Genomic DNA, 22,960 nt, shown 5'->3' with positions numbered 1-22,960 from the left:
CCCGTGATTATAGCCCGGAGTGATAGGCGGTGACCCGCTCAACTTCATTTTTAGAGCCCAGCATCACGCTGACGCGTTCGTGCAGTCTGGTGGGCTGGAGGTCGAGGATGCGCTGCTTGCCATTGGTGGCGGCACCGCCGGCCTGCTCGATCAGCCAGCTCATGGGATTGGCTTCGTACATCAGGCGCAGCTTGCCGGCCTTTTCGGGCTCGCGCTTGTCCCACGGGTACAGAAACACGCCGCCCCGGCACAGGATGCGGTGCACGTCGGCCACCATGGAGGCAATCCAGCGCATGTTGAAGTTTTTGCCGCGCGGGCCGTCCTTGCCTTCAAGGCACTCGTCGATGTAGCGCTTGACCGGTTCGTCCCAGTGCCGCATGTTGCTCATGTTGATGGCAAATTCCTGGGTGTCGTCCGGGATGGTGACGTTTTCCTCGGTCAGCACGAACGAGCCTTGCTCGCGGTCCAGGGTGAACATGGCCACGCCGTCGCCGACCGTCAGCACCAGCGTGGTTTGCGGGCCATAGACGCAGTAACCGGCCGCGACCTGCTGGTTGCCTGCCTGCAGGAAGTCGCTTTCCTCGACGCCGCGATCGCCTTCTGACTTTTTCAGCACGCTGAAGATGGTGCCGATGCTGACGTTCACGTCGATGTTGCTGGAGCCGTCGAGCGGATCGAACATCAGCAGGTACTCGCCCTGCGGATAGCGGTTGGGCACCACATAGATGCTGTCCATTTCTTCGGACGCCATGGCCGCCAGGTGGCCGCCCCATTCGTTGGCCTCGATCAGCACTTCATTGGCGATGATGTCGAGCTTTTTCTGGATTTCGCCCTGCACGTTTTCGCTGCCTGCGGTGCCCATCACGTCGCCGAGCGCGCCTTTGTTGACGGCCTGGCTGATGCTTTTACAGGCTCTGGCCACCACTTCGATCAGCAGGCGCAGCTCGGGCGGAATGTGGCCGTCGATGCGCTGCTGCTCGACCAGGTAACGCGTGAGGGAAATTTTTGGGGACATCGGAACTCCAGTGAAAGGGTAGGTGGTGAAGGGTTCGCGGCCGGCTTACTGGCCCAGGGCGCGCGTCACCACTTCAAGGGTGTCTTTGCTCAGGTCGGAGCGGGCGGCGACACGCGTGATGGCCTGGCGTGCGTTGCTGCGGTAGGGCTCGGCCAGTTTGCTCCAGCGGTCCAGCGCGCGCGCCAGCCGGGCGGCCACCTGTGGGTTGATGGCGTCCAGCTCGATCACGCGTTCGCACCAGAACTGGTAGCCCGCTGCATCAAGCCGGTGAAACCCGGCCGGGTTGCCCTGGCAGAAGGTGCTGATGACACTGCGGGCGCGGTTGGGGTTTTTCAGGCTGAAGTCGGCATGCTTCATGAGCTGTTTGACCGCCGGCAGGATGTTGCCGCCGCGATCCGGTGCGCTGGTCTGCAGGCTGAACCATTTGTCGATGACCAGCGCCTCGTCCTTGAACATGGCGTGAAACAGCGCCAGCGCCTGGTCTGCCAGGGCATGGCTGCTGGACACCAGCGCGGCCAGGGCGTTGAAACGGTCGGTCATGTTGCCGGCGTCCTTGAAACGCTGCAAGGTCTTGCCCGGCCACACGGCATCGCCGCTGGTCCGGGCCGCCAGGCACAGGTGCGTCAGCGCCATGCCGGCCAGCGCGCGGCGGCCGCTTGATTCCGGGTCGGGCGTGTAGGCGCCGGTGTCGTGGTTGGCGGCATACGCCGCTTCCCAGTCGGCCTTGAGCGCGGTGGCGAGCTGCTGGCGCATCGCTTCGCGCACGGCATGGATGTGCTGCGGATCGACCACGTCGAGCTGCTCGGCCAGGTAGGTTTCGGACGGCAGCGTCAGCACCAGATCCTTGAAGGCGGAATCGAGCGTCGGGTGGTGCAGCACCTCGCGCATGGCGCCTAAATAAGCATCATTCAACACGTTTGCGCATGTCCCGTCTGCGTTTGTAGCTATAGATTTAATAGCGTTGACGGCACTGGTGACCGCCAGGCGCTGCCCGGCTTCCCAGCGGTTGAACGGATCGCTGTCGTGCGCCAGCAGATGCAGCAACTGGGCGTCGGTGTAGCCGAACTCCAGCACCACGGGCGCCGTGAAGCCGCGCAGGATGGACGGAACGGGTTCGGCGTCGAGGTTGACGAAGGTGAAGCTTTCGCTGGCCTGCGTCAGCACGACGGTGCGGGTTCCTGCGATAGCAGAGGGTTCGTCCGCCAGTTGCAGCGGCAAGTCCTGGCCGTCAATACCCAGCAGGCCCAAGCCGACCGGAATGACAAACGGCTCCTTGACCGGCTGGCCCGGCGTCGGCCAGCAGGTTTGCGACAGCGTGAGGGTGTAAGTGCGTGCCGTGGCGTCATACGCGCCCAGGGCTTCCACGCGCGGCGTGCCGGCTTGGGCGTACCAGCGCTTGAACTGCGGCAGCAGGCGCGCCAGATCCGACATCGGATTGGCGTCCGCAATGGCCTGGGCAAAATCGTCGCAGGTCACGGCGTGGCCGTCGTGCCGCTCGAAGTAGAGCGTCATGCCCCGGGCAAAGCCGTCCCGACCCAGCGGGTCGTTGATGCTCGCGACCAGCGTCTGCATCATGCGGACGACTTCGGCGCCTTTTTCGTAAATCGTGACGGTGTAGAAGTTGCTGATCTCGATGTAGCTGTCGGGCCGCACCGGGTGTGCCATCGGGCCGGCGTCCTCGGGGAACTGGGCGGTTCGCAAGACCCGAACGTCCTCGATGCGCTTGACGGCGCGGGCTGAAGGCTCGGCGCACAAATCCTGCGAAAACTCCTGGTCGCGGAACACCGTCAGGCCTTCCTTCAGGCTGAGCTGGAACCAGTCGCGGCAGGTGATGCGGTTGCCGGTCCAGTTGTGAAAATACTCGTGGCCGACGACGCTTTCGATGTTTGAAAAATCAATGTCGGTCGCCGTTGACTGATTCGCCAGCACGTACTTGGTGTTGAAGATGTTCAGGCCCTTGTTCTCCATGGCGCCCATGTTGAAGTCGCTGGTGGCAACGATCATGAAGCGTTCCAGGTCCAGGCCCAGGCCAAAGCGCGCTTCGTCCCAGGCCACCGAATGCATCAGCGAGACCATGGCGTGTTCGGTCTTGTCGAGGTCACCGGGGCGCACATAGACCTGCAGCACATGCTCCTTGCCGGCGCGCGAGGTGATGCGCTGCTCGCGGCTGACCAGCTGGCCGGCCACCAGCGCAAACAGGTAGCTGGGCTTTTTGTGCGGATCGACCCATTTGGCGAAGTGGCGCGCGCCGTTAGCCCCGTCTTCGAGCGGGCCGTGCGCCACCAGGTTGCCGTTGGACAGCAGCACCGGGTATTTGGCCTTGTCGGCGCGCAGCGTGACGCTGTAGCTGGCCATCACGTCCGGGCGGTCGAGGAAATAGGTGATGCGCCTGAAACCCTCGGCTTCGCACTGCGTGAAGAACGAGTCGTTGCTGACGTACAGGCCCATCAGCTTGGTGTTTTTGGACGGGCAGGTGGTGGTGAAGATTTCCAGCTCGAAGGCATCGGGCAGGTCGCACAGCACCAGTTGGCTGCCTTCGATCTTGAACGACGTGCCTTGCCCGTTGACCAGCACGCGCGCCAGGTTGAGTTCCTCGCCGTCCAGCTTGAGCGGCTGCGCTGGCACGTCCGGGTTGCGGCGCAGCGTCATCTTGTTGAGCACGCGCGTTTTTGCCGGGTCCAGGTCAAAACACAGATCGACGCTGTCAATCCAGTAGGCCGGGGCCAGGTAGTCGGCGCGGTTGATGACCACGGCTCCGGGTCCAGTTCCGCGATCATCAATCATTTGCAGCATGGTGACTTCCTGTTAATTATTTTAAAAAACTCAAACAAACGGCGTGAACCGGCTTCAGACGCCTTGCTTCAGAGACGCCTCGATAAACGGATCGAGGTCGCCATCCAGCACTTTTTGCGTCGCCGAGGTTTCGTAGTTGGTGCGCAAGTCCTTGATGCGGCTGTTGTCCAGCACGTAGCTGCGGATCTGGTGGCCCCAGCCCACGTCGGTCTTGGTGTCTTCGAGCTTTTGCTGCGCTTCCTGCTGCTTGCGCAACTCAAAGTCATACAAGCGTGAGCGCAGGCGCTTCCAGGCGACATCGCGGTTGCCGTGCTGCGAGCGGCCTTCCTGGCACTGCACGACGATGCCGGTCGGGATGTGCGTCAGGCGAACGGCCGAATCGGTCTTGTTGATGTGCTGGCCGCCGGCGCCGCTGGCGCGGTAGGTGTCGGTGCGCACGTCCGCCGGATTGATGTCGATTTCAATCGAGTCGTCAATTTCCGGATAGACGAACACCGAGGCAAACGAGGTGTGGCGCCCGCCCGACGAGTCAAACGGCGACTTGCGCACCAGCCGATGCACGCCGGTTTCGGTGCGCAGCAGGCCAAAGGCGTATTCGCCCTCGATCTTGATGGTTGCGCCCTTGATGCCGGCGGTGTCGCCAGCGGACTCGTCTTCAATCGTGGTCTTGAAACCCTTGCGCTCAGCGTATTTCAGGTACTGGCGCAGCAGCATGCTGGCCCAGTCGCAGGCTTCGGTGCCGCCGGCGCCGGCCTGGATGTCGAGGAAGGCGTTCAGCGGGTCAGCCGGGTTGTTGAACATCCGGCGGAATTCCATCTTTTCAACCTCGGCGGCAACCTTGGCGGCTTCGCCTTCGATGGCGCGCATGCCGGCTTCGTCGTTGTCGTCCTTCGACATCTCGAACAGTTCGGTGTTGTCCGAGAGTTCTTGCTCCAGCCGGTCCAGGATGAGCACCACGTCTTCGAGCGATTTTTTCTCGCGGCCGAGTTCCTGCGCGCGCTTGGGGTTGTCCCAGACCTTCGGGTCTTCGAGCGCGGCGTTGACTTCGTTCAGTTTTCGGGCTTTGGCAGGGTAGTCAAAGATACCCCCTGAGTTCATTCACCCGGTTGCTCAGGTCTTGAATCTGGTTGGAAATGATGTTGATGTGTTCTGCGTCCATGAGAAATTCCTGTCTTTTATCTGAGTTCAATCAGCTATTTTCTCATGCCCGATGCGCACCTGTCGGGCACCGGGGAACGAATCAATCTATCACGGCGATACCGTCTCGGGCACGGCCAGCGGCAAGGTGACGGTAAAGACCGAGCCTTTTCCCGCTTCGCTCTGCAGCCCGATCCTGCCGCCATGGGCCTCGACGAGTTGCCGGCTGATGTAAAGGCCCAGGCCAAAGCCGTCCGGGCTGATGCGGTCCGCGCCGCGTTCGAACTGCTCGAAGATACGCTGCTGGTCGCCCGCAGGAATGCCTTTGCCCTGGTCGTGCACTTCGATGCACGCACCGTCCGGCACGGCAAACAGGCTGATCGCCACCGGCTTGCCGTCGCCGTAGCGCAGGGCGTTGGTCAGCAGGTTGATGACTACCTGCTCGATCCGAAACTCATCCCAGCAGCCCTGAATGGTTTCTTCGGCCTGCACGGCAATCGCAACGCCTGCCGCTGCCGCCTGGCCGGACAACTGGCCCACAGCCCGCTTGACCAGGCTGGAGAGTTCCGTGGGACGCGGGCGAACCGACAGCCGGTTGTGGCTGATGCGCGCGACATCAAGAATGTCGTCAATCAGCTTGACCATGCTCTGGATCTGTTGCTGGTCGCGGCCGAACATGTCGGCCAGGCCGGGTTTTTGAAACATGTTCGGGTGGTCCCGGTCCAGTTCCAGCTTGCGCAGTTGGGTTTCAAGGAAGAGCGTGTTCAGCGGCGTGAGCAACTCATGCGCCACGACCGACATGAAATCGTCGCGCATCCGCACCGCCTTTTGCAGTTCATGCTGGGAGATTTGCAGCTTCTGCAGCAGCGCATCCTGCTCCTGACGGTTTTTTTCGAGTGCCTTGACCTGGCGGCGGATTTCATGGCGCTGCCGGTAAAGCTCGACAAACACATTGACCTTGCCCATGACAGCGTCAATGTCCAGCGGTTTGTACAAAAAGTCCACCGCACCGGATTCATAGCCCTTGAAGGCGTAGTTCGACTCCTTGCCTGCGGCGGTCACGAACACGATGGGAATGTGGCGCGTCTTGTCAGTGCTGCGCATCAGCTCGGCCAGCTCGAAGCCGTTCATGCCAGGCATCTGCACGTCCAGGATGGCCAGCGCAAACTCATGCTCAAGCAGCAGGTTCAGTGCGTCTTCACCGCAGGACGCCTGAAAGACCGTCCGGCCCTCCTGGCGGATCAGCGCATTCAATGCCAGCAGGTTTTCAGGCAGATCGTCAACGATCAGGAGTTTGGCGGTGGTGTCGGCGTTGGGCATGAGGATGTATCTAGTTGGAGGAGCAGGCTGCGTATGCCGTCCAGAGTGAGAATCAGATGGGGTTGCCGCTTGCGGATGGCCGCTTCGGGCATGGTGCGTGCCTGGGCTTGGGCAGGATCCTGCACCACCGTGAGCCCGCCTTGTTCGCCTATTTTAGCCAGTCCGGCGGCGCCATCGATGTTGGCGCCGGTGAGCAAAATGCCAGCCAGGCGGGCGCCATAAGCGTCCGCGGCAGACTCCATCAGCACGTCAATCGACGGGCGCGAGTAATGCACAGGTTCTTCGCCGCTCAATGAAAAAGTCCGGTCCCTTTCCACCGAGAGGTGGTAGCCCGGACCGGCGAAATACAGGGTTCCCGGTGCGATGCGCTCCTTGTCGGCGGCTTCGCGCACCGGAATCGGCAAGCGGTGCTGAAAAATCTCGGCCAGCTTGCTGTCCCGGTCTTCGGGCAGATGCAGCACCACCACAATCGGAAGGCGAAAGTCGGCTGGCAAGCCGGAGAACAAGGTCAGCAAGGCCTGCACGCCGCCGGCTGAAGCGCCAATCACAACCGCTTCGATGCTTTGCTTTTCTGCAGATTTCACGGTGTTCATCGGGGCAGGGCGCTTGGGCACTTGCGAAAAATCCGTTCGGGCTTGACCAGCGGCTCAAAGCGCGTGGCGTAAGAAGAAAAGTCGATGCTCTCCTTGCTGCCCAGGCCCAGAAAGCCGCGATGGCTCAGCGATTCATGAAACAGGCCCAGCGCCCGGTCTTGCAGCTTTTTGTTGAAGTAGATCAGCACATTGCGGCACAGCACCAGCTGGGTTTCCGAAAACACGCTGTCGGTCGCCAGGCTGTGGTCGGCAAATATGATGTTCTCGCGCAGCGACTTGTCGAAAATCGCTGCGTCATAAGCCGCCGTGTAGTAGTCCGAAAACGCCTGCTTGCCGCCGGCTTTCTGGTAATTGACGGTGTGGTCTTTGATGCTGCCCAGCAAAAAAATACCCTGGCGGGCCTTGTCGAGCGAGCGGGCGTTGATGTCGGTCGCGTAGATCAGCGAGCGCTCCAGCAGGCCTTCTTCTTTCAGCAGGATGGCCAGCGAATACGCTTCTTCGCCAGTGCTGCAGCCGGCTATCCATATCTTGATGGAAGGATAGGTTTGCAGCAGCGGTATCACCTGCTGGCGCAAGGCGAGGAAAAAAGTCGGGTCGCGAAACATCTCGCTGACCGGAATCGTCAGGTACTGCAGCAGGCGCATGAACAGGCCTGGGTCTTGCAGAATGCCGGCCTGCAGGGCCGGGATCGTCGGGCAGTCGAATTGCGCCAGCGCCTGCAGCACCCGGCGCTTTTGCGACGCGCCTGCATAGTCGCGGAAATCGTAGCTGTACTGACGGTATATCGCTTCCATCAGCAGGCGCAGTTCCGTCTCGGTCGCGCTGGCCTCCGGCACGGCCGCCGCCGGTTGATCCAGCGGAACGCTGCCCCATGACGAGTAGTCCGGGATTTTTGCTTTTTTCGGCATGCTCAGGGCCGCTCCGTGCCCGGCATCCAGACGCGCAGCAAGGAAAACAGGCGATCCAGGTCAATCGGCTTGGCCAGGTAGTCATTGGCGCCGGCTTCCAGGCACTGCTCCTGGTCGTCCTTCATGGCCTTGGCGGTGACGGCGATGATGGGCAGCTTCGGGAAACGCGCGTCCTGGCGGATGCGGCGCGTGGCTTCGAGTCCGTCCATGCCCGGCATCATGATGTCCATCAGCACCAGGTCGATGTCGCTGACTTCGTCGAGCTTGCTGATGGCCTCGAAGCCATTGCGGCCGATTTCCACCCGCAGGCCCTTGTTTTCGAGGGCGCTGGTCAGGGCAAAGATGTTTCGCACGTCGTCGTCCACCAGCAGAACCTTGCGGCCTTCAAACACGCTGTCCCGGTTGCGGGCGATCTTCTGCAGGGTTTGCCGTTCCGCCGACAAGCTTGATTCGACCTTGTGCAGGAAGAGGGTGACTTCATCGAGCAGGCGCTCGGGCGAGCGGTCGCCCTTGATGATGATGGTGCGTGAATACTTCAGCAGGTCGGCTTCTTCCTGGCGCGTCAGCGTGCGTCCGGTATAGACAATGACGGGCGGAAAGGAGCCGATGCTTTCGGTGGACATGCGCTGGAGCAACTCATAGCCCTGGATGTCGGGCAGCTTCAGGTCGATGATCATGCAGTCAAAAATGGTGCCGGCCAGCAGCGCCAGCGCTTCCCCGCCGGTGGCCACCGCCGTGATCTGCACGTCGTCATCGCCAATCAGCTCCATCAGGCTGGTGCGCTGCAGGGCATCGTTTTCGACCAGCAGCACGCGCTTGATTTTCTGCGTCAGCTTGTCTTCAAGTTTCCTGAAGACCTCCTTGAGCTGGTCGCGGGAGGTCGGCTTGAGGGCGTAGCCAATGGCGCCCATCTGCAGGGCCGCCTCGCTGCGGTCATCGCCCGACACCACATGCACCGGGATATGGCGGGTGTGCGGATTTTCCTTGAGCCGCTGCAGCACCGACAGGCCCGGCCGGTCGGGCAGGCCCATGTCCAGCAGGATGGCATTGGGAACAAACTGGGTCGCCAGCGCAAAACCGTCTTCGGCGCCGTGCGCGACCAGGCAGCTGTAGTTCAGCTCATGGGCCAGGTCGTACAGGACTTGCGCAAAAACCACATCGTCTTCAATCACCAGCACCAGGCGGCCGCTGGCGGCCCGGTGGCGGTCGTCGGGAAAGACCGGCACCGGTGCGCTAGCACCGGGCAAGGCCGGGAATCCGGCAGCCAGCGCCTGCGCTGGCTGCGTGGCGGCCGGTGGCGGCAGGACTTTTGACGATTCGGACAGCAACTGCCGCTGGCTCCAGAGGGCCGGCAGCAGCAGCGTGAAGACGCTGCCCCGGCCCACCTGGCTCTGCACCGTGATGGAGCCGCCCAGCAGCGCGGTGAGGTCGCGCGAAATCGACAGGCCCAGGCCGGTGCCGCCGTAGCGCCGGCTGGTCGTGCCGTCGGCCTGGCGGAAGGCCTCGAAAATAATCTGCTGCTGCTCCTGGCGAATGCCGATGCCCGAGTCCTGCACGGCAAAGCCGATCATGCCGCCGGGCTGGGGCGACACGCTCAGGCTGACCCGGCCGGCTTCGGTGAACTTGATGGCGTTGGACAGCAGGTTTTTCAGGATTTGCTCGGCGCGCTGGCGGTCTGTCTCCAGCGTGGCCGGCGTGCCCGGCTCGACCACGACCTCGAACGCCAGGTTTTTCTGGCCGGCCAGCGGACCAAACGTGCTGTTGAGGGAGGCGGCCAGATCGCCAAGCAGGATCGTTTCGGGCGAGAGTTGGAGTTTTCCGGCTTCGACTTTTGAAATATCCAGGATGTCGTTGATCAGGTTGAGCAGGTCATTGCCGGCCGAATAAATCGATTGCGCAAACTTGACCTGCTCCGCATCAAGATTGCCCTTCTGGTTGTCCGACAGCAGCTTGGACAGGATCAGCGAGCTGTTCAGCGGCGTGCGCAACTCGTGCGACATGTTGGCCAGAAACTCGGATTTGTAGCGGCTGGTCCGGCTCAGTTCCTCGGCGCGCTCCTCCAGCTGGATTTGTGCTTGGCTGAGCGCCACGTTCTTGTGGTCCAGCGACAGCGCCACCTCGGACAGCTGCTCGTTGGTCTGCTCCAGTTCGGCCTGCTGGTTTTCCAGGCTCACCTGGTATTCCTTGAGCACCCGGGATTTTTCTTCTAGCTCTTCGTTGGCGATGAGCAGTTCTTCCTGCTGCGCCTGAAGGTCTTCATTGAGCCGCTGGGTTTCCGCCAGCATGTCCTGAAGTTGCCGGCGATAAAGTGCCGCGTGAATGGAATTGCCGATGTTGTTGGCAATCATGTTGACGAATTCCAGGTCGCGCGGGCCGAGTGGCCGCAAAAACCCAAGCTCGACCACACCGTTGACCTGCCCGTCGTTATGCACTGGCACCAACAGCACATGCCGGGCGGAGCCCTGGCCCAGGCCGGAGGTGATTTTCAGGTAGTTGGCGGGCAGGTTGTCGAGTTGCAGCACCCGGTTTTCAAGGGCTGCCTGGCCGACCAGGCCTTCGGCGAGGTAAAACGATTGCCCGATGCTTTCGTCATTCTGGCTGAAACCATAGGCGGCCACGCGGCGCAAATTGCCGTTGTCTTCCTTGACATACAGGGCGGCCACGGCCACGTCAAGATAGCGCGCCACGAATTCGAGCACGCTGCCGCCCAGCGATTCAAGCGCCTGCTGGCCAATGGTGTGCTCGGCCAGTTGCCGCTGGCCGGTGCGCAGCCAGAGCTGCTGCTCCAGCAGGAGCGCCGTGGCGGCCTGACGCTGTTCTGCCTCGCCATAGGTGTCGGACAGGCGCATCAGTTCACGGCGGCCCATCAGCGCCAGCAGGCCGCTCAGGCCCAGGCTGAACAGCAAGTAAGCCGCCATGCCCCAGAACGTGGTGCTTCTGGCCTGCTCGTTGCGCTGCTGCAGCAGGCGCTCTTCAATGCCGATGAACTCGGAGAATTCGCGCCGGATTTCGTTCGTCAGGCTGCGTCCCCCGGCGGAGCGAACCGGCTCCTGGTAATTGAGGTCTTTGCGGCGCAAATCGACAATGGCTTGCGCAAACTCATTCCATTGCGTCTGCAGCGCGCCGATGCGTCTGAGTCGGCTGACCTGTTCGCGGTTGCCCTTGACCAGTTCGCTCAGCGAGACCGTTTCGGCGGCGATGCGCGGTTTGCCGATTTCAAAGGGCTGCAGCAGGGATTCCTCGCCCGTCACCAGGTAGCCATACATGCTGGTTTCCATGTCGGCGCCCAGCTTGCCGATCTGGTTGGCGTTGCTGATGGCCCGCTCTGTCTGCTCGACCCCGCCCAAAGCGGACAGCAGGTAAAAGATCAGGCCGACAAACACAGCGGCGCTGAGTGCGCCAACGCCCAGCGGCAGGCTGATGTTGCGCGTCAGGATGCTGCGGATATTTTCCTGGTGGAGGTTCGCTTGCCCGGTCATCGTTAATCCCTGCGCCAGGCGCTGCATAAAAAGCTTGAGTGTGCGCCTTAAATGCCGGGGAACTAACGGCTGCGCCTCATCCGTTCAGGAAATCCTCGATCAGCCGGGCCAGCGGCCCGGGCTGGTCATGGTGCAGCATGTGGCCGGCGTCCTGGATGACGGCGACCCGCGCATCGGGCACCTGCTTGAGCCGTTCGTGGTATTCGGCCAGCGAGTATTTGCCTTTCCACCACAGCCCCATCGAGTCGTCGGACGCTTCAACGGCCAGCACCGGCGCGCTGATGCGCTGGTGAATCTCCTGCACTTCGTCCACCCGGTAGAGCTGCGCGCTGGGGATCTTGTGCGCCGGGTTGCCCAGAATCCGCCATTGGCCCGATGCGTCGGGCCGTGCCCAGTGACCCGCCAGCCAGTGGGCCTTGTCCGGTGTCAGCCGGGGGTTGGTCTTCATCAGCCGCCTGGCGACGCCTGCCTGATCGTCATAGCTCTTCAGGGCCATTTCGCCTTTTTCCAGGCTTTTGAGCCCGTCCATCCACTGAGCAAGCCGGCCGGGCGCCTGGCTGGGCCGGCTGGCCGGCATGCCGAAGCCCTCCAGGTTGACCAGTCTGCGGATGCGCGCCGGGCGCACGCCACCGTACAGCATGGCGACATTGCCGCCCATGCTGTGGCCGACCAGATCGACCGCCTGGCCGGGCGCGTAGTGGTCGAGCACAAAGTCAAGGTCAGCCAGGTAATCGGCAAACCAGTAGCTGTCGGCCCGGTAGCCTGCGGGCGTCAGGCCGGTTTGCCCGAAACCGCGCCAGTCGGGCGCGATGATGCTGCGGCCCGCTGCAAACGCGTCGGAAAAGGCGTCCACCATGAACTGGTAAGACGCCGCCACATCCATCCAGCCGTGCACCAGCACCAGCGGCGGCAGGGCAGACGGGGTTGAGTCTGGCTGGCCGTTCCAGATCTGGACGTGGTAGTCGAGTCCGCGAACAGGGACGAACTCGCTGCGAAAAAGTCGGGTTTCTTTGTACATTGGACCTGCATCATAAGGAGGCGCGGGTTGACGAGCAGTCAAGGCAGCGACACGCCCGGCTGCCCGCAAGCCGCTGGGCCAGGGCTGAAGATAATGCGCCAGGTGCTACTAAAATAATAGCTGCTTGTGCAGGTGCAGTATGCGCAGAAGCCGAATTTGATCAAAAATTGATGCCTGAATTCCAGGTTCGTTCCAAAAACCAACTGTCGGCGGGCGTGAAAAAAGCACCCGAAGGTGCTTTTTTTTGGTTAACCCGCCAGTCCGGTATTAACGCGGAGCCGGCTCGGCCACGTAAATCTCGACGCGGCGATTTTTGGCGCGGCCCTGCACCGAGCTGTTGTCGGCAATCGCCTCGCGCGAACCGCGGCCTTCCGTGGCAACGCGCTGTGCTGCCACGCCACGGCCGATCAGGTAGTCGCGGGCTGCATTGGCGCGGTCCACCGACAGCGGGTTGTTGACGGAGTCGGAGCCGGTGCTGTCGGTGTGGCCAATGATGGACACCGTGGTGATCGGGTTCTGGTTCAGGCTGGTCGCAAAGTTCGTCAGCACCGGCGCGAAGTTGGACTTGATGGCCGAGCGGCCCACGTCAAACGACACATCGCTCGGAATGTCCAGCTTCAGGCGGTTGTCCTGGGTCTGGCTGACCGCGACGCCGGTGCCGGCCGTGGCCCGTTCCATCGCCACTTTCTGGTCCTGCATTTTCTTCGACCAGATGTAGCCGCCGCCAGCGCCCAGCGCGCCGCCCAGCACCGCGCCGGTCGCCGCGCCCTTGGAGCCGTTGGTCGCCGCGCCCAGAACCGCACCTGCCAGCGCGCCGATGCCCGCGCCCTTGGCCGTGCCCTGCTGGGTTTCGCTCATGTTGGCACAGCCCGACAGGCCGGCAATCGCCAGTGCGGCACAGGTGACGGTGGTGATAAATACTTTTTTCATCAGTTTGCGCGTGAAACCCCGGCCTTCAGGCCGGGGAGGTAGAGCGCCGGATGCAACGCATCCGAGGCTTTAGGTCGATACCTGCTCACTTCCATGTTGTGACCTGGTTAAATTGGTTGCCAAGGCTTTTCACCTCGGCCGGGCCTTGCGGCTCTGCCCTTACGGGCCTTGTGACCCACGCCTTGCGGCGTATGTCCCCTCGGGAATGTCAGCAACCGGCTCCTGCTCTTGCGAGCAGCGACAAAGACCTTCGACCCTTTACCTTTGGTCTGCATGATCCAAGCCTTGCAGAGCAGCGAACTGAGGAAGCATTCGCTGGTGCGTCTTAACGACCTATTACTAACTTAGCGGACTGGATACCGCTTTCCCTGTTTCAACCTGGCTCGCTGTCTTTCGACTTCAAGCTCCACCCTTTAGGGCGGGGTAGTTGACGGAAGACTCCTCGAAGAATGAATTTTGTTTGAAGAGCGCATTAGAGCGCCTGCAGGTGAATACTAAACATTTCATTCGTATGAAGTTGTAAGACAAAAGCGCAAGTTGGATGCGTGACGCACGCTGTATTTGCTGCCTTTAAACTAGCGTTTTTTGAAACTTGCCGGCATGGACCCGTGGCCACCCCGCCGGCAATTTTCTCCCACTACTCAACCATCCCCTCACCTTGCTTATGAATAAAGTTCAACTCGGCTCCAGCGACCTGCGGGTCACGCCTGTTTGTCTGGGCTCCATGACGTTTGGCGAGCAGGTCGATGAAGCCACGGCCCATGCCATCCTGGACCGCTCGCTGGCGCGCGGCGTCAATTTTCTGGACACGGCCGAGATGTATGCCGTGCCGGCGCGCGCCGAAACCTTTGGCGCCACCGAGACCATCATCGGCAACTGGCTGGCCCGCAATCCGGGCGTGCGGCAGCAACTGGTGCTCGCGACCAAGGTGGCCGGCCCGTCGCGCGGCATGCCCTGGGTTCGCGAGGGCACCGGCTTGAGCGCGCAGGACATCCAGGCTTCGTGCGATGCCAGCCTGAAGCGTTTGCAGACCGACGTGATCGACCTCTACCAGATTCACTGGCCCGAGCGCAGCGTGCCCGCGTTTGGCACCCTGTACTACGACCCCGCCAAGGAGCGTTCGACGACCTCGATCCATGAGCAGCTTGAAGCCCTGGGCCGGCTGGTCACGCAGGGCAAGGTGCGTTACATCGGCCTGTCCAACGAATCGCCTTACGGCGTGCATGAGTTCGTTCGCCTGGCCGGGCAGCACGGCCTGCCGCGCGTGGCCACGGTGCAAAATCCGTATTGCCTGATCAACCGCACCGTCGAAAACGGCCTGGACGAAACCATGCACCGCCTGGGCGTGTCGCTGCTGGCGTATTCGCCGCTGGGTTTCGGCCTGCTGACCGGCAAGTACGACGCATCCGGCACCGAAGGACCGGATGCGCCGAAAGAGGGCCGCATCGCCAAATACGAATCCATGCGCAAGCAGCGCTGGGGCCGCCCCGAAGCGCTGGCCGCGGCGCGGCGCTACAACCAGCTGGCCCGCGACCACGGCTTGACGCCCACGCAGATGGCGCTGGCGTTTTGCCATACCAAGTGGCAGGTGGCCAGCACCATCATCGGCGTCACGTCGGTGGCGCAACTCGACGAAGACCTGGATGTGTATGGCAAGACACTGAGTGCCGACGTACTGGAAGCGATTGACAAAATCCGCTGGGAAATCCGCGACCCGGCGCTGTAAAAACGCCGTTTTCCCAGAAACCCCATGGCTAAAAAAGACCATGTTTCCGAAACGCCGGCCACGCAGTTGCTCAGGGCGAACAAGGTGGCTTTCACCGAACATCCCTACGAATACCTGGAGCACGGCGGCGCCCAGCACAGCGCGGCGGTGCTGGGCTTTGATCCGTTCAGCGTCGTCAAGACGCTGGTGATGCAGGACCAGGACGCCCGGCCGCTGCTGGTGCTGATGCACGGAAACCGCAAGGTTTCGACCAAGAACCTGGCGCGCCAGATCGGCGCCAAGTCGGTTGAGCCCTGCAAGCCTGAAGTCGCCAACCGGCACAGCGGCTACCTGGTCGGCGGCACCTCGCCGTTCGGCACGCGCAAGGCCATGCCGGTGTACATCGAGGAAAGCATCCTGGCGCTGCCCGAAATCGCCATCAACGGCGGGCGGCGCGGCTATCTGGTGCGGCTCGACCCGCAGGTCTGCGTCACGCTGCTCGGTGCAAAATCGGTGCAGTGCGCATTGACCGAATAACAAGAAGAAGGACGCCTGATGAACTACGCCTATTCCATCGCCGCCACGCTGCTGGCCTATTTGCTCGGCTCGCTGTCATTTGCCGTCATCGTCAGCAAGGTTTTCGGCCTGAACGACCCGCGCAGCTATGGCAGCAAGAACCCCGGCGCGACCAACGTGCTGCGTTCGGGGAACAAGGCGGCGGCGGTCGCCACGCTGCTGCTCGACGGCCTGAAAGGCTGGCTGCCGGTGGTGATGGTGAAATGGTTCGGCGGCGATTACGGCCTGGGCGACGGCACCGTGGCGGCCGTGGGGCTGGCGGCTTTCATCGGCCATTTGTACCCGGTGTTTTTCCAGTTCAAGGGCGGCAAGGGCGTGGCCACGGCGGCCGGCGTGCTGCTGGGCATCAGCTGGGTGCTGGGCGTTGCCACGCTGGCAACCTTTGGGATCGTGGTATTTTTCTCGCGCTATGTGTCGCTGGCGTCAATGGCCGCCGCCGTGTTCGCGCCGTTTTTCTACCTGCTGGGCGACCGGGCGGCCTGGAACGTCGATAAAAGCATCGTGCTGGCGCTGGTAGCCATCAGCGCGCTGCTGGTCTATCGCCACCGCGAGAACATCAACAAGCTGCTCAAGGGCACCGAGTCCAAACTCGGCGCTTCAAAAAAGGCCGGGAAAAAATCCGGTCAATAAATAACGCTAATAGCGCTTGTCCAGCGTCATCACGCTGTTGTCGCGCTTCATCTGAAAGCGCGACAAAAAACTGTTGCCCAGCAGCACGAAGGGCATGGCCATCGGCACCACCACCGCGTCCACGTCGAACACCTCGACATCGCCCACGCGCACTGAATTGAGCTTGAGGCGAAAGCCCTGGGTGACGCCGTTGGCCGTGGACATCTGCACGGCTTGGCCGTTTTTGTAATTGATGCCGGCACGCTCGGCATCCTGCATGCTCATGGCGATGCCGGTGGCGCCGGTATCGACCATGAACTGCACGGCGCGGCCGTTGATCTGGCCGGGCGTCATGAAGTGGCCGCCGCTGCTTTCGGTCAGCACGATGCGGCTGCCGCGCCCGCTGGCGCCGCCCAGGCTCACGGGCGCTTCGCCGACCCGCAGCGTCTGGCGCTTGCCCGACTGCTCGACGACCGCCTGGTCGCCCGAGGTGGAAATCACCTTGACGCCCTGATGCGTCTCGCCGGCGGCAACGGTTTTGGGCGCTGAGCCATTGACCACCAGAAGCGCCTTGCTGCCCAGCATGCCGGCCAGCGCAACGGATTCCGCATGGGCATTGCAAACGCCTAGCGAGGTGGCCAGCGCCCAGAGCGCCATGACGCGGGCCGATACAGGCAGGGCGGCCAAGGGGATCAGTCGCGAAAGTTGTCGAAACTCAGCGGCAAGTCCTTGATCTCGGCGCGGATCAGGGCCATGGCGGCCTGCAGGTCGTCGCGCTTGGCGCCGGTCACGCGCACCTTGCCCTCCTGGATGGCGGCCTGTACCTTCATCTTGTTGCCCTTGATGAGCTGCTGGATTTTCTTGGCCTGTTCGGTTTCGATGCCGTCGCGCACCTTGGTGATCTGCTTGACCTTGTCGCCGCCGATTTTCTCGACCTTGCCGATGTCGAGAAAACGCACATCGACGCCGGCCTTGGTCAGCTTGTTGCGCAGGATGTCGTGGATCTGCTCGATCTGGAAATCGCCATCGCCGATCAGGATGATCTCCTTGTCTTTTTCCTTCAGTTCGGCCGAGGCGGCCGTGCCCTTGAAGTCAAAGCGGGTGCCGATTTCCTTGGCGGTGTTTTCCACGGCGTTTTTGACCTTGACCAGGTCGGTTTCAAGAACGGTATCGAATGAAGGCATAGTGTTGATTTCCGGGAAAGGGCGTGGCACGAGGGTGCGACAATCTTGGGATGTTAGTCGAGAAAAACGTTCCCCTCCAGTCCTCCAACACCTTCGGCATCGTGGCCAAGGCGCTTTCGCTGGCGCGCATCCGCAGCGAAGCCGATATTGCCGCCGTGCTGCAAGACCCCGCATGGCGGGCGGCCCCCAAGTTTATTTTGGGCGGCGGCAGCAACATCGTGCTGACCGGCGATGTCAAACCGCTGGTGCTCAAGGTCGAGATCATGGGCAAGCGCCTGGCCGGCGAGACCGCCAAGGCCTGGATCGTCGAGGCCGGCGCCGGTGAAAACTGGCACGAACTGGTCACCTGGACGCTGCAAAACGGCTTTCCCGGCCTCGAAAACCTGGCGCTGATTCCCGGCACGGTCGGCGCCTCGCCGGTGCAGAACATCGGCGCTTACGGCGTCGAGTTGCAGGACCGCTTCGACTCGCTCGACGCGGTCGATTTGACGACCGGCCAGCCCTTCACCCTCAATGCCGCGCAATGCGCGTTCGGCTACCGCGATTCGGTGTTCAAGCACGCCAGCTCCGGCGCTGCCGGTTTCGGCCTGGCCGGCAAGGCCCTCATCACGCGCGTGCGCTTCTTGCTGCCCAAGACCTGGAAACCGGTGCTCGGTTATGCGGATATCGAGAAAAAGATGCTTTTGCGCAAGGTGGACGTGCCTGATGCGCTACAAATTTATGAGTGGATCTGCGAGATTCGCCGGGCCAAGCTGCCCGACCCGAAAATCATCGGCAATGCCGGCAGCTTCTTCAAGAACCCGACCGTCTCGCCCGAGCAGTGCGAGGACATCATCCAGCGTGACCCCAAAATCGTTCACTACCAGCTGGCCGACGGCTCGGTCAAGCTGGCGGCGGGCTGGCTGATCGACGCCTGCGGCTGGAAGGGCAAGTCCATCGGCAATGCCGGCGTGTACGACAAGCAGGCGCTGGTGCTCGTCAACCGGGGCGGTGCCGCCAATCCGGTGACCGGCGGCGAAGTCATGACGCTGGCCAAGGCCATCCAGACCAGCGTCTATGAGCGCTTTGGTCTGCGGCTGGAGCCCGAGCCGGTGGTGGTTTAACGCTTCTGATGCGCAGAAAAAAGCCGCCCGGAGGCGGCTTGAAACGGTCGGTGGCGCAGCTTTACTCGGCGCTTTTGCCCGTCAGGTTCAGCAAATCCCCGCCCGTCCCCAGCGACAGCACGCCGCTCTTGGCATAAATCCCCAGCTTGGCGCGCGTGTCCACGATGTCCAGGTTGCGCATGGTCAGCTGGCCGATGCGGTCCAGCGGCGTGAACGCGCCTTCTACTTTTTCCATGCTCAGCCGCTCGGGCTGGTAGGTCAAATTGGCCGACTCAGTGTTGAGGATCGAATAGTCATTGCCCCGGCGCAGCTCAACCGTGACCTCGCCGGTGATGGCGCTGGCGACCCAGCGCTGGGCGGTTTCGCGCAGCATGATGGCCTGCGAGTCGAACCAGCGGCCCTGGTAGAGCAGGCGGCCCAGGCGGCGGCCGCTGTCGCGGTACTGCTCGATGGTGTCCTCGTTGTGGATGCCGGTCACCAGCCGCTCGTAGGCGATGAACAGCAGCGCCAGGCCAGGCGCCTCGTAGATGCCCCGGCTCTTGGCTTCGATGATGCGGTTTTCGATCTGGTCGCTCATGCCCAGGCCGTGGCGGCCGCCAATGCGGTTGGCTTCGAGGATCAGTTCGACCAGGTCGGTGTACTCGACGCCGTTCAGGGCGACCGGCCGGCCTTCTTCAAAGCGCACCGTGACTTCCTCGCGCTTGACCTCGACTTCGTCCTTCCAGAAGGCCACGCCCATGATCGGGTTGACGATCTTCATGCCGCTGCTCAAATGCTCCAGGTCTTTCGCCTCGTGCGTCGCGCCCAGCATGTTCGAGTCGGTCGAATAGGCTTTCTCGGCGCTCATCTTGTAGCCAAAACCGGCCTGCGTCATGAAGGCCGACATCTCGGCGCGGCCGCCCAGCTCGTCGATGAACAACTGGTCCAGCCAGGGCTTGTAGATTTTCAGCGATGGATTCGTCAGCAGGCCGTAGCGGTAGAAACGCTCGATGTCGTTGCCCTTGTAGGTGCTTCCGTCGCCCCAGATGTTGACGTCGTCTTCCTTCATCGCCGCCACCAGCATGGTGCCGGTCACGGCGCGGCCCAGCGGCGTGGTGTTGAAGTAGGTCACGCCGGCGGTCGTGATGTGAAAGGCGCCGGCCTGCAGCGCGGCCAGGCCCTCGGCGGCCAACTGGCTGCGGCAGTCGATCAGCCGCGCCTGCTCGGCGCCGTACTGCATCGCCTTGCGCGGGATGTCTTCGTAATCGGGCTCGTCGGGCTGGCCGAGGTTGGCGGTGTAGGCGTAGGGAATCGCGCCCTTGAGCTTCATCCAGTGCAGCGCGGCGCTGGTGTCCAGGCCGCCGGAAAAGGCGATGCCGACTTTTTGGCCGATGGGGAGGTTTTGGAGAATGGTGGCCATGGGTGAGGTGTTCCTGCGGGTTGTGGGTTCAGGCGAAGTGGCAGATGTAGTGGTAGGCGTCGAAACCCGGGGCAACACGGATGTCGAACTTCGAGTTGCCGGGCACGCTGAACGATTCGCCGATGGAGGACTTCATCCACTCGTCGCTGCCGGCCAGCTTGTATTCGCAGGCGCCGCCCACGCATTCCATGATTTCGGCCGCGCCGGTGTTGAAGGTCAACGTGGCCGGCAGGACCACGCCGACCGATTTTTTCGTGCCGTCAGCCAGCGTGAAGCCGTGGCTGATGCATTTGCCGTCGAAGTACACATTGGCTTGGGTGGTGATGCTTACGTTGTCGATTTTTTCAGTGGTCATGGTGTTGGGGTGAAGGGTAGGGCGCTGCGCCGGACAGGGTGGGCAGATCAGCCAGCGATTTTAGGTCAGCCTGCAGCCAAGGCCGGACGCAAGCTGAATCCGAAAGGCTGTTTGCCGCGTATGCATATTGTTTGACAATGACGCTCATGAAACCAGAAAGCCCGGATAGCCAATTGATTGCACTGCTTGACCGCGTGGCGCTGGCCGACGAATCGGCCCTCAAGGAGCTGTACGAATTGACCTCTTCCAAGCTCTACGGCGTGGCGGTGCGCGTGGTGAGCAACCGCGAGTGGGCCGAGGATGTGCTGCAGGAGGCTTACCTGAACATCTGGAAGATTGCCGGGACGTACCAGGCCACGCTGTCGCCGCCGATGGCCTGGATGGGCTTGCTGGTGCGCAGCCGGGGCCTGGATTTTTTGCGCCGCCGGGCCTCGGACCGGGCCGACCGGGTGCAGGAGCTGGACGAGGTGATTTCGGACACGGTGGCCGGCGACTCGCCCAACCCGATGGACATCACGCAAGCCAGCGAACAGGCTTGGGCGCTGCACCAGTGCCTGAGCCAACTCGAAAGCAAACAGCGCGAAGTGGTCAGCCTGGCTTATCTGCGCGACCTCAGCCATAGCGAGCTGGCCGAGCAGCTCAGGCTGCCCTTGGGAACGGTGAAAACCTGGATTCGCCGGGGGCTGGAGCAACTGCGCGGTTGCATGGCGAGGTTCGCTTGAACATTCATAACAACCCCTCTCTGGTGGACCAGCTGGCCGCCAGCTATGCGCTGGGCACCTTGCGCGGCGGTGCGCGGCGCCGCTTTGAAACCCTGGCCCGGGACCATGCCACGCTGCGTGCTGCCGCGCTGATCTGGCAAAGCCGGCTGGCGTCGGTGGCCGAGTTGCAGCCGGAAGTGGCGCCCAGCCCGGCGGTCTGGACGCGGATTGAAAACCTCGTCCATGCGGAGAAACAGACGCAAGCGATGCAGGCCGCACGCAGTCAAGCCGCGCCAGCGCCTGTCGGTGGCGGCTGGTGGGCCAGCCTGGGCCTGTGGCGCGGCGCCACGGCGGCCGGCGCCCTTGCGACCGTGGTTGCGGTGGTGACGGGCCTGAATTTCACGAATCAACTGAATGGCCAGGTGCAGGAACTCAGCGCCAGACTGTCGTCCACGCCGGTGATTGAATATGTCGCCGTGCTGGCCGACGACAAGGCCAATGCCTCGATCCTGGTGACCTTTGACCCCAACACCCAGAAGCTGATGCTCAAGCGCGTGGGCGATTTCCGCGAGCAGCCTGACAAGTCGCTCGAACTGTGGGCCTTGCCGCCAGGCGCAGCGCCCAAGTCGCTGGGCGTGCTGCCCGGGGATGCGGTGGCGCGGCTGACCGCTGCCGGCGGGGACATCCAGCAGTCGCCGGCGCTGGCCATTACCTTGGAGCCCAAGGGCGGCGTTCCGCCAGGCAGTGGCCCGACCGGGCCGATACTTTTCAAGGGCGCCTTGATCAAGACGCCCGAGTAGGGGGCAGTCATGAAAAAAAGGGACGTTTAAAAACGTCCCTTTTTTTCATTCAGGTGAACACTCAGCGCCCGTGGCCATGGTGCCCGCCGCCAAACCCCCGGCTGTAGCCAAAGTTGAGCGACAAGCCGATGGGCGGGTAATACGGGGCGTAGTAGGGCCGTTGGTAATAAGCCGGATAAACGACCGGCGCCGTCATCACGGGCTGCACATAAACCGGCTGCTGTTGCACGGGCGCCGGCTGGTAATAGGTTTGCGGCTGGCCCTGGAACGGTTGCGGTGCGGGCGTCACGGCACCGACCGGCGTGACCTGCAGGCGCACATACAGGCCCGGATCGTTGGGCATTTGCGCGGTGTATTGCGTGTCCTGGTATTCATACACCACGTTGAAATAGCTGGTGCGGTTTTCGTAGAACGTCTGGGTGGTGCATTGCTGGACGTTTTGCAGCTGGTTGTTCGGGCCTTCGATGCGGTCGCCCAGGATGGCGCCGCCCACCAGGCCGATCATGGTGGCCGCCGCCCGGCCGCCGCCGTTGCCAATCGCATTGCCGGCAGCGCCGCCGGCGATGGCGCCCATCAGCGCGCCCGCGCCCGACTTGGGCGCCTGCATGACGACGGCTTCATTGCTGCACACCTGGCGCGGCACGGCGACCTGCTGCACGACAGGCGTGCTGGAAATGACCCGCGCCAGGATGTCCATGGCCGAAGCCGGAACCGAAGCCATGGCCGCCGCAGCGACAGCCGAACTGATGATGGTTTTAACGAATGTGTGTGTCATGTCTGAACCCCTTTTTTCAGCTTAATCCGTGCTGACTGTTGCTGTGATTTTAGTGAATCAGACTCGTTTTGAGGCGCAAAGTTCGGTTGCCGGTCTGTAAAGCTGGTGAGCGGCAAGCGCGGCCGGCCCGGCTCAAACCCGCCCGGCCCAGTCCGCCGCATCAAAGCCGACCGTGATGCCATCGCCCCAGTCCACGACCGGACGCTTGATGGCGCTGGCGTTGGCCAGCATCAGCGACTGGGCGCTGGCGGCGTCCACCACGGCGGCCTGGGCGGCGGCGTCGAGCTGGCGCCAGGTCGTGCCTTTGCGGTTCAGCAGCTTTTCCCAGCCGGCGGCTTGCGTCCAGCGCGCCAGTTGCGCGGGCGGAACGCCGTGCTTCTTGACGTCATGAAAAGTGTAGGCCTGCCCGTGTTCCGAAAGCCAGGCCCGGGCTTTTTTGACGGTGTCGCAATTCGGGATGCCGTAGAGAATGATCATGTCGTGCTTTTCAGGTTTTTTTAAGTAAAAAATGGCTTTTGCGCAATACACACGGGCGCAAGCAGCTATTAATTATGTAGCAT

21 protein-coding genes are annotated in these 22,960 nt (G+C 62.4%); 6 read left to right on the top strand and 15 right to left on the bottom strand.

Translation table 11 applies throughout. The features are described from left to right. Positions 1-7: 7 nt before the first annotated feature. The 9 genes from ABLV49_RS15565 to ABLV49_RS15525 form a co-directional block, all read right to left on the bottom strand. The gene (locus ABLV49_RS15565) at positions 8-1,015 is read right to left on the bottom strand and encodes a class 1 fructose-bisphosphatase (RefSeq protein ID WP_349277815.1); all 1,008 of its coding nucleotides are present in this window, start codon (positions 1,013-1,015) and stop codon (positions 8-10) included. A gap of 45 nt (positions 1,016-1,060) precedes the next feature. Continuing rightward, a complete protein-coding gene (gene pepN / locus ABLV49_RS15560) occupies positions 1,061-3,808 on the bottom strand; it encodes an aminopeptidase N (protein WP_349277813.1) in 2,748 nt (915 codons plus the stop codon). Between the two features lie 54 nt (positions 3,809-3,862). Next, positions 3,863-4,967 (bottom strand): peptide chain release factor 2 gene (gene prfB / locus ABLV49_RS15555; protein ID WP_349277811.1). Its coding sequence is split into 2 segments (ribosomal slippage): positions 3,863-4,885 and positions 4,887-4,967, totalling 1,104 coding nucleotides; the frame shifts between segments, so codons are not numbered across the junction. 89 nt (positions 4,968-5,056) lie between these two features. Further along, a complete protein-coding gene (locus tag ABLV49_RS15550; protein WP_349277810.1) occupies positions 5,057-6,265 on the bottom strand; it encodes a hybrid sensor histidine kinase/response regulator in 1,209 nt (402 codons plus the stop codon). After that, positions 6,232-6,858 (bottom strand): chemotaxis protein CheB, encoded by a 627-nt coding sequence (locus ABLV49_RS15545; RefSeq protein WP_349277809.1) that lies wholly within the window; start codon positions 6,856-6,858, stop codon positions 6,232-6,234. The genes ABLV49_RS15550 and ABLV49_RS15545 overlap by 34 nt, the downstream gene beginning before the upstream one ends. Continuing rightward, positions 6,855-7,766 (bottom strand): CheR family methyltransferase, encoded by a 912-nt coding sequence (locus ABLV49_RS15540; RefSeq protein ID WP_349277807.1) that lies wholly within the window; start codon positions 7,764-7,766, stop codon positions 6,855-6,857. The genes ABLV49_RS15545 and ABLV49_RS15540 overlap by 4 nt, the downstream gene beginning before the upstream one ends. Before the next feature lie 2 nt (positions 7,767-7,768). Continuing rightward, positions 7,769-11,245, bottom strand: a complete 3,477-nt coding sequence (locus tag ABLV49_RS15535; RefSeq protein ID WP_349277806.1) for a response regulator — start codon at positions 11,243-11,245, stop codon at positions 7,769-7,771. A gap of 76 nt (positions 11,246-11,321) precedes the next feature. Continuing rightward, positions 11,322-12,263 (bottom strand): alpha/beta fold hydrolase, encoded by a 942-nt coding sequence (locus ABLV49_RS15530; RefSeq protein ID WP_349277804.1) that lies wholly within the window; start codon positions 12,261-12,263, stop codon positions 11,322-11,324. A gap of 267 nt (positions 12,264-12,530) precedes the next feature. Further along, positions 12,531-13,193 carry an OmpA family protein gene (locus ABLV49_RS15525; RefSeq protein WP_349277802.1) on the bottom strand — a complete coding sequence of 221 codons (663 nt, stop codon included), beginning with the start codon at positions 13,191-13,193 and terminating at the stop codon, positions 12,531-12,533. Positions 13,194-13,857: 664 nt separating this feature from the next. Between ABLV49_RS15525 and ABLV49_RS15520 the strand changes: the two genes are divergently transcribed. From ABLV49_RS15520 to plsY, 3 genes are read left to right on the top strand one after another with little or no spacing between them, the layout of a single operon-like run. Continuing rightward, the gene (locus ABLV49_RS15520) at positions 13,858-14,919 is read left to right on the top strand and encodes an aldo/keto reductase (protein WP_349277800.1); all 1,062 of its coding nucleotides are present in this window, start codon (positions 13,858-13,860) and stop codon (positions 14,917-14,919) included. Between the two features lie 24 nt (positions 14,920-14,943). Beyond that, positions 14,944-15,435 carry an aminoacyl-tRNA deacylase gene (locus tag ABLV49_RS15515; RefSeq protein ID WP_349277799.1) on the top strand — a complete coding sequence of 164 codons (492 nt, stop codon included), beginning with the start codon at positions 14,944-14,946 and terminating at the stop codon, positions 15,433-15,435. Positions 15,436-15,453: 18 nt separating this feature from the next. Further along, entirely contained in the window at positions 15,454-16,104 is a 651-nt protein-coding gene (gene plsY, locus ABLV49_RS15510) for a glycerol-3-phosphate 1-O-acyltransferase PlsY (protein WP_349277797.1), read from the top strand. A 6-nt stretch (positions 16,105-16,110) separates the two neighbouring features. Here the strand turns inward: plsY and ABLV49_RS15505 are convergent, their stop codons facing one another. Both ABLV49_RS15505 and ABLV49_RS15500 read right to left on the bottom strand, forming a co-directional pair. Further along, positions 16,111-16,770, bottom strand: a complete 660-nt coding sequence (locus ABLV49_RS15505) for a retropepsin-like aspartic protease family protein (protein ID WP_349277795.1) — start codon at positions 16,768-16,770, stop codon at positions 16,111-16,113. A gap of 5 nt (positions 16,771-16,775) precedes the next feature. Next, positions 16,776-17,267 carry a YajQ family cyclic di-GMP-binding protein gene (locus ABLV49_RS15500; protein ID WP_131419281.1) on the bottom strand — a complete coding sequence of 164 codons (492 nt, stop codon included), beginning with the start codon at positions 17,265-17,267 and terminating at the stop codon, positions 16,776-16,778. Positions 17,268-17,317: 50 nt separating this feature from the next. On the opposite strand from ABLV49_RS15500, the gene murB reads away from it, so the two are divergent. Then, a complete protein-coding gene (gene murB, locus ABLV49_RS15495) occupies positions 17,318-18,370 on the top strand; it encodes a UDP-N-acetylmuramate dehydrogenase (RefSeq protein WP_349277793.1) in 1,053 nt (350 codons plus the stop codon). 61 nt (positions 18,371-18,431) lie between these two features. Here murB and argG read toward each other — a convergent pair whose 3' ends face one another. Next, the gene (gene argG / locus ABLV49_RS15490) at positions 18,432-19,769 is read right to left on the bottom strand and encodes an argininosuccinate synthase (protein ID WP_349277791.1); all 1,338 of its coding nucleotides are present in this window, start codon (positions 19,767-19,769) and stop codon (positions 18,432-18,434) included. A gap of 28 nt (positions 19,770-19,797) precedes the next feature. Further along, positions 19,798-20,124: a pyrimidine/purine nucleoside phosphorylase gene (locus ABLV49_RS15485; RefSeq protein ID WP_349277789.1), complete on the bottom strand. Its 327-nt coding sequence runs from the start codon at positions 20,122-20,124 to the stop codon at positions 19,798-19,800. Positions 20,125-20,270: 146 nt separating this feature from the next. Between ABLV49_RS15485 and ABLV49_RS15480 the strand changes: the two genes are divergently transcribed. Together ABLV49_RS15480 and ABLV49_RS15475 are read left to right on the top strand one after the other, a co-directional pair. Continuing rightward, positions 20,271-20,846, top strand: coding sequence for a sigma-70 family RNA polymerase sigma factor (locus ABLV49_RS15480; protein ID WP_349277787.1), 576 nt, complete (start codon positions 20,271-20,273; stop codon positions 20,844-20,846). Continuing rightward, complete coding sequence (locus ABLV49_RS15475) at positions 20,843-21,625, top strand: anti-sigma factor (RefSeq protein WP_349277785.1); 783 nt, start codon at positions 20,843-20,845, stop codon at positions 21,623-21,625. The genes ABLV49_RS15480 and ABLV49_RS15475 overlap by 4 nt, the downstream gene beginning before the upstream one ends. Before the next feature lie 61 nt (positions 21,626-21,686). Here ABLV49_RS15475 and ABLV49_RS15470 read toward each other — a convergent pair whose 3' ends face one another. Beyond that, complete coding sequence (locus ABLV49_RS15470) at positions 21,687-22,400, bottom strand: glycine zipper 2TM domain-containing protein (RefSeq protein WP_349277784.1); 714 nt, start codon at positions 22,398-22,400, stop codon at positions 21,687-21,689. Between the two features lie 132 nt (positions 22,401-22,532). Beyond that, on the bottom strand, positions 22,533-22,877 hold the full coding sequence (locus ABLV49_RS15465; protein ID WP_349277783.1) for an arsenate reductase: 345 nt from the start codon (positions 22,875-22,877) through the stop codon (positions 22,533-22,535). Positions 22,878-22,960 lie beyond the last annotated feature (83 nt).

Source organism: Polaromonas hydrogenivorans, from assembly GCF_040105105.1.
Lineage (GTDB): Bacteria > Pseudomonadota > Gammaproteobacteria > Burkholderiales > Burkholderiaceae_C > Polaromonas > Polaromonas hydrogenivorans.
Note: the sequence above shows the minus strand (reverse complement) of the source record. Positions and strands in the feature narration are given on the sequence as shown.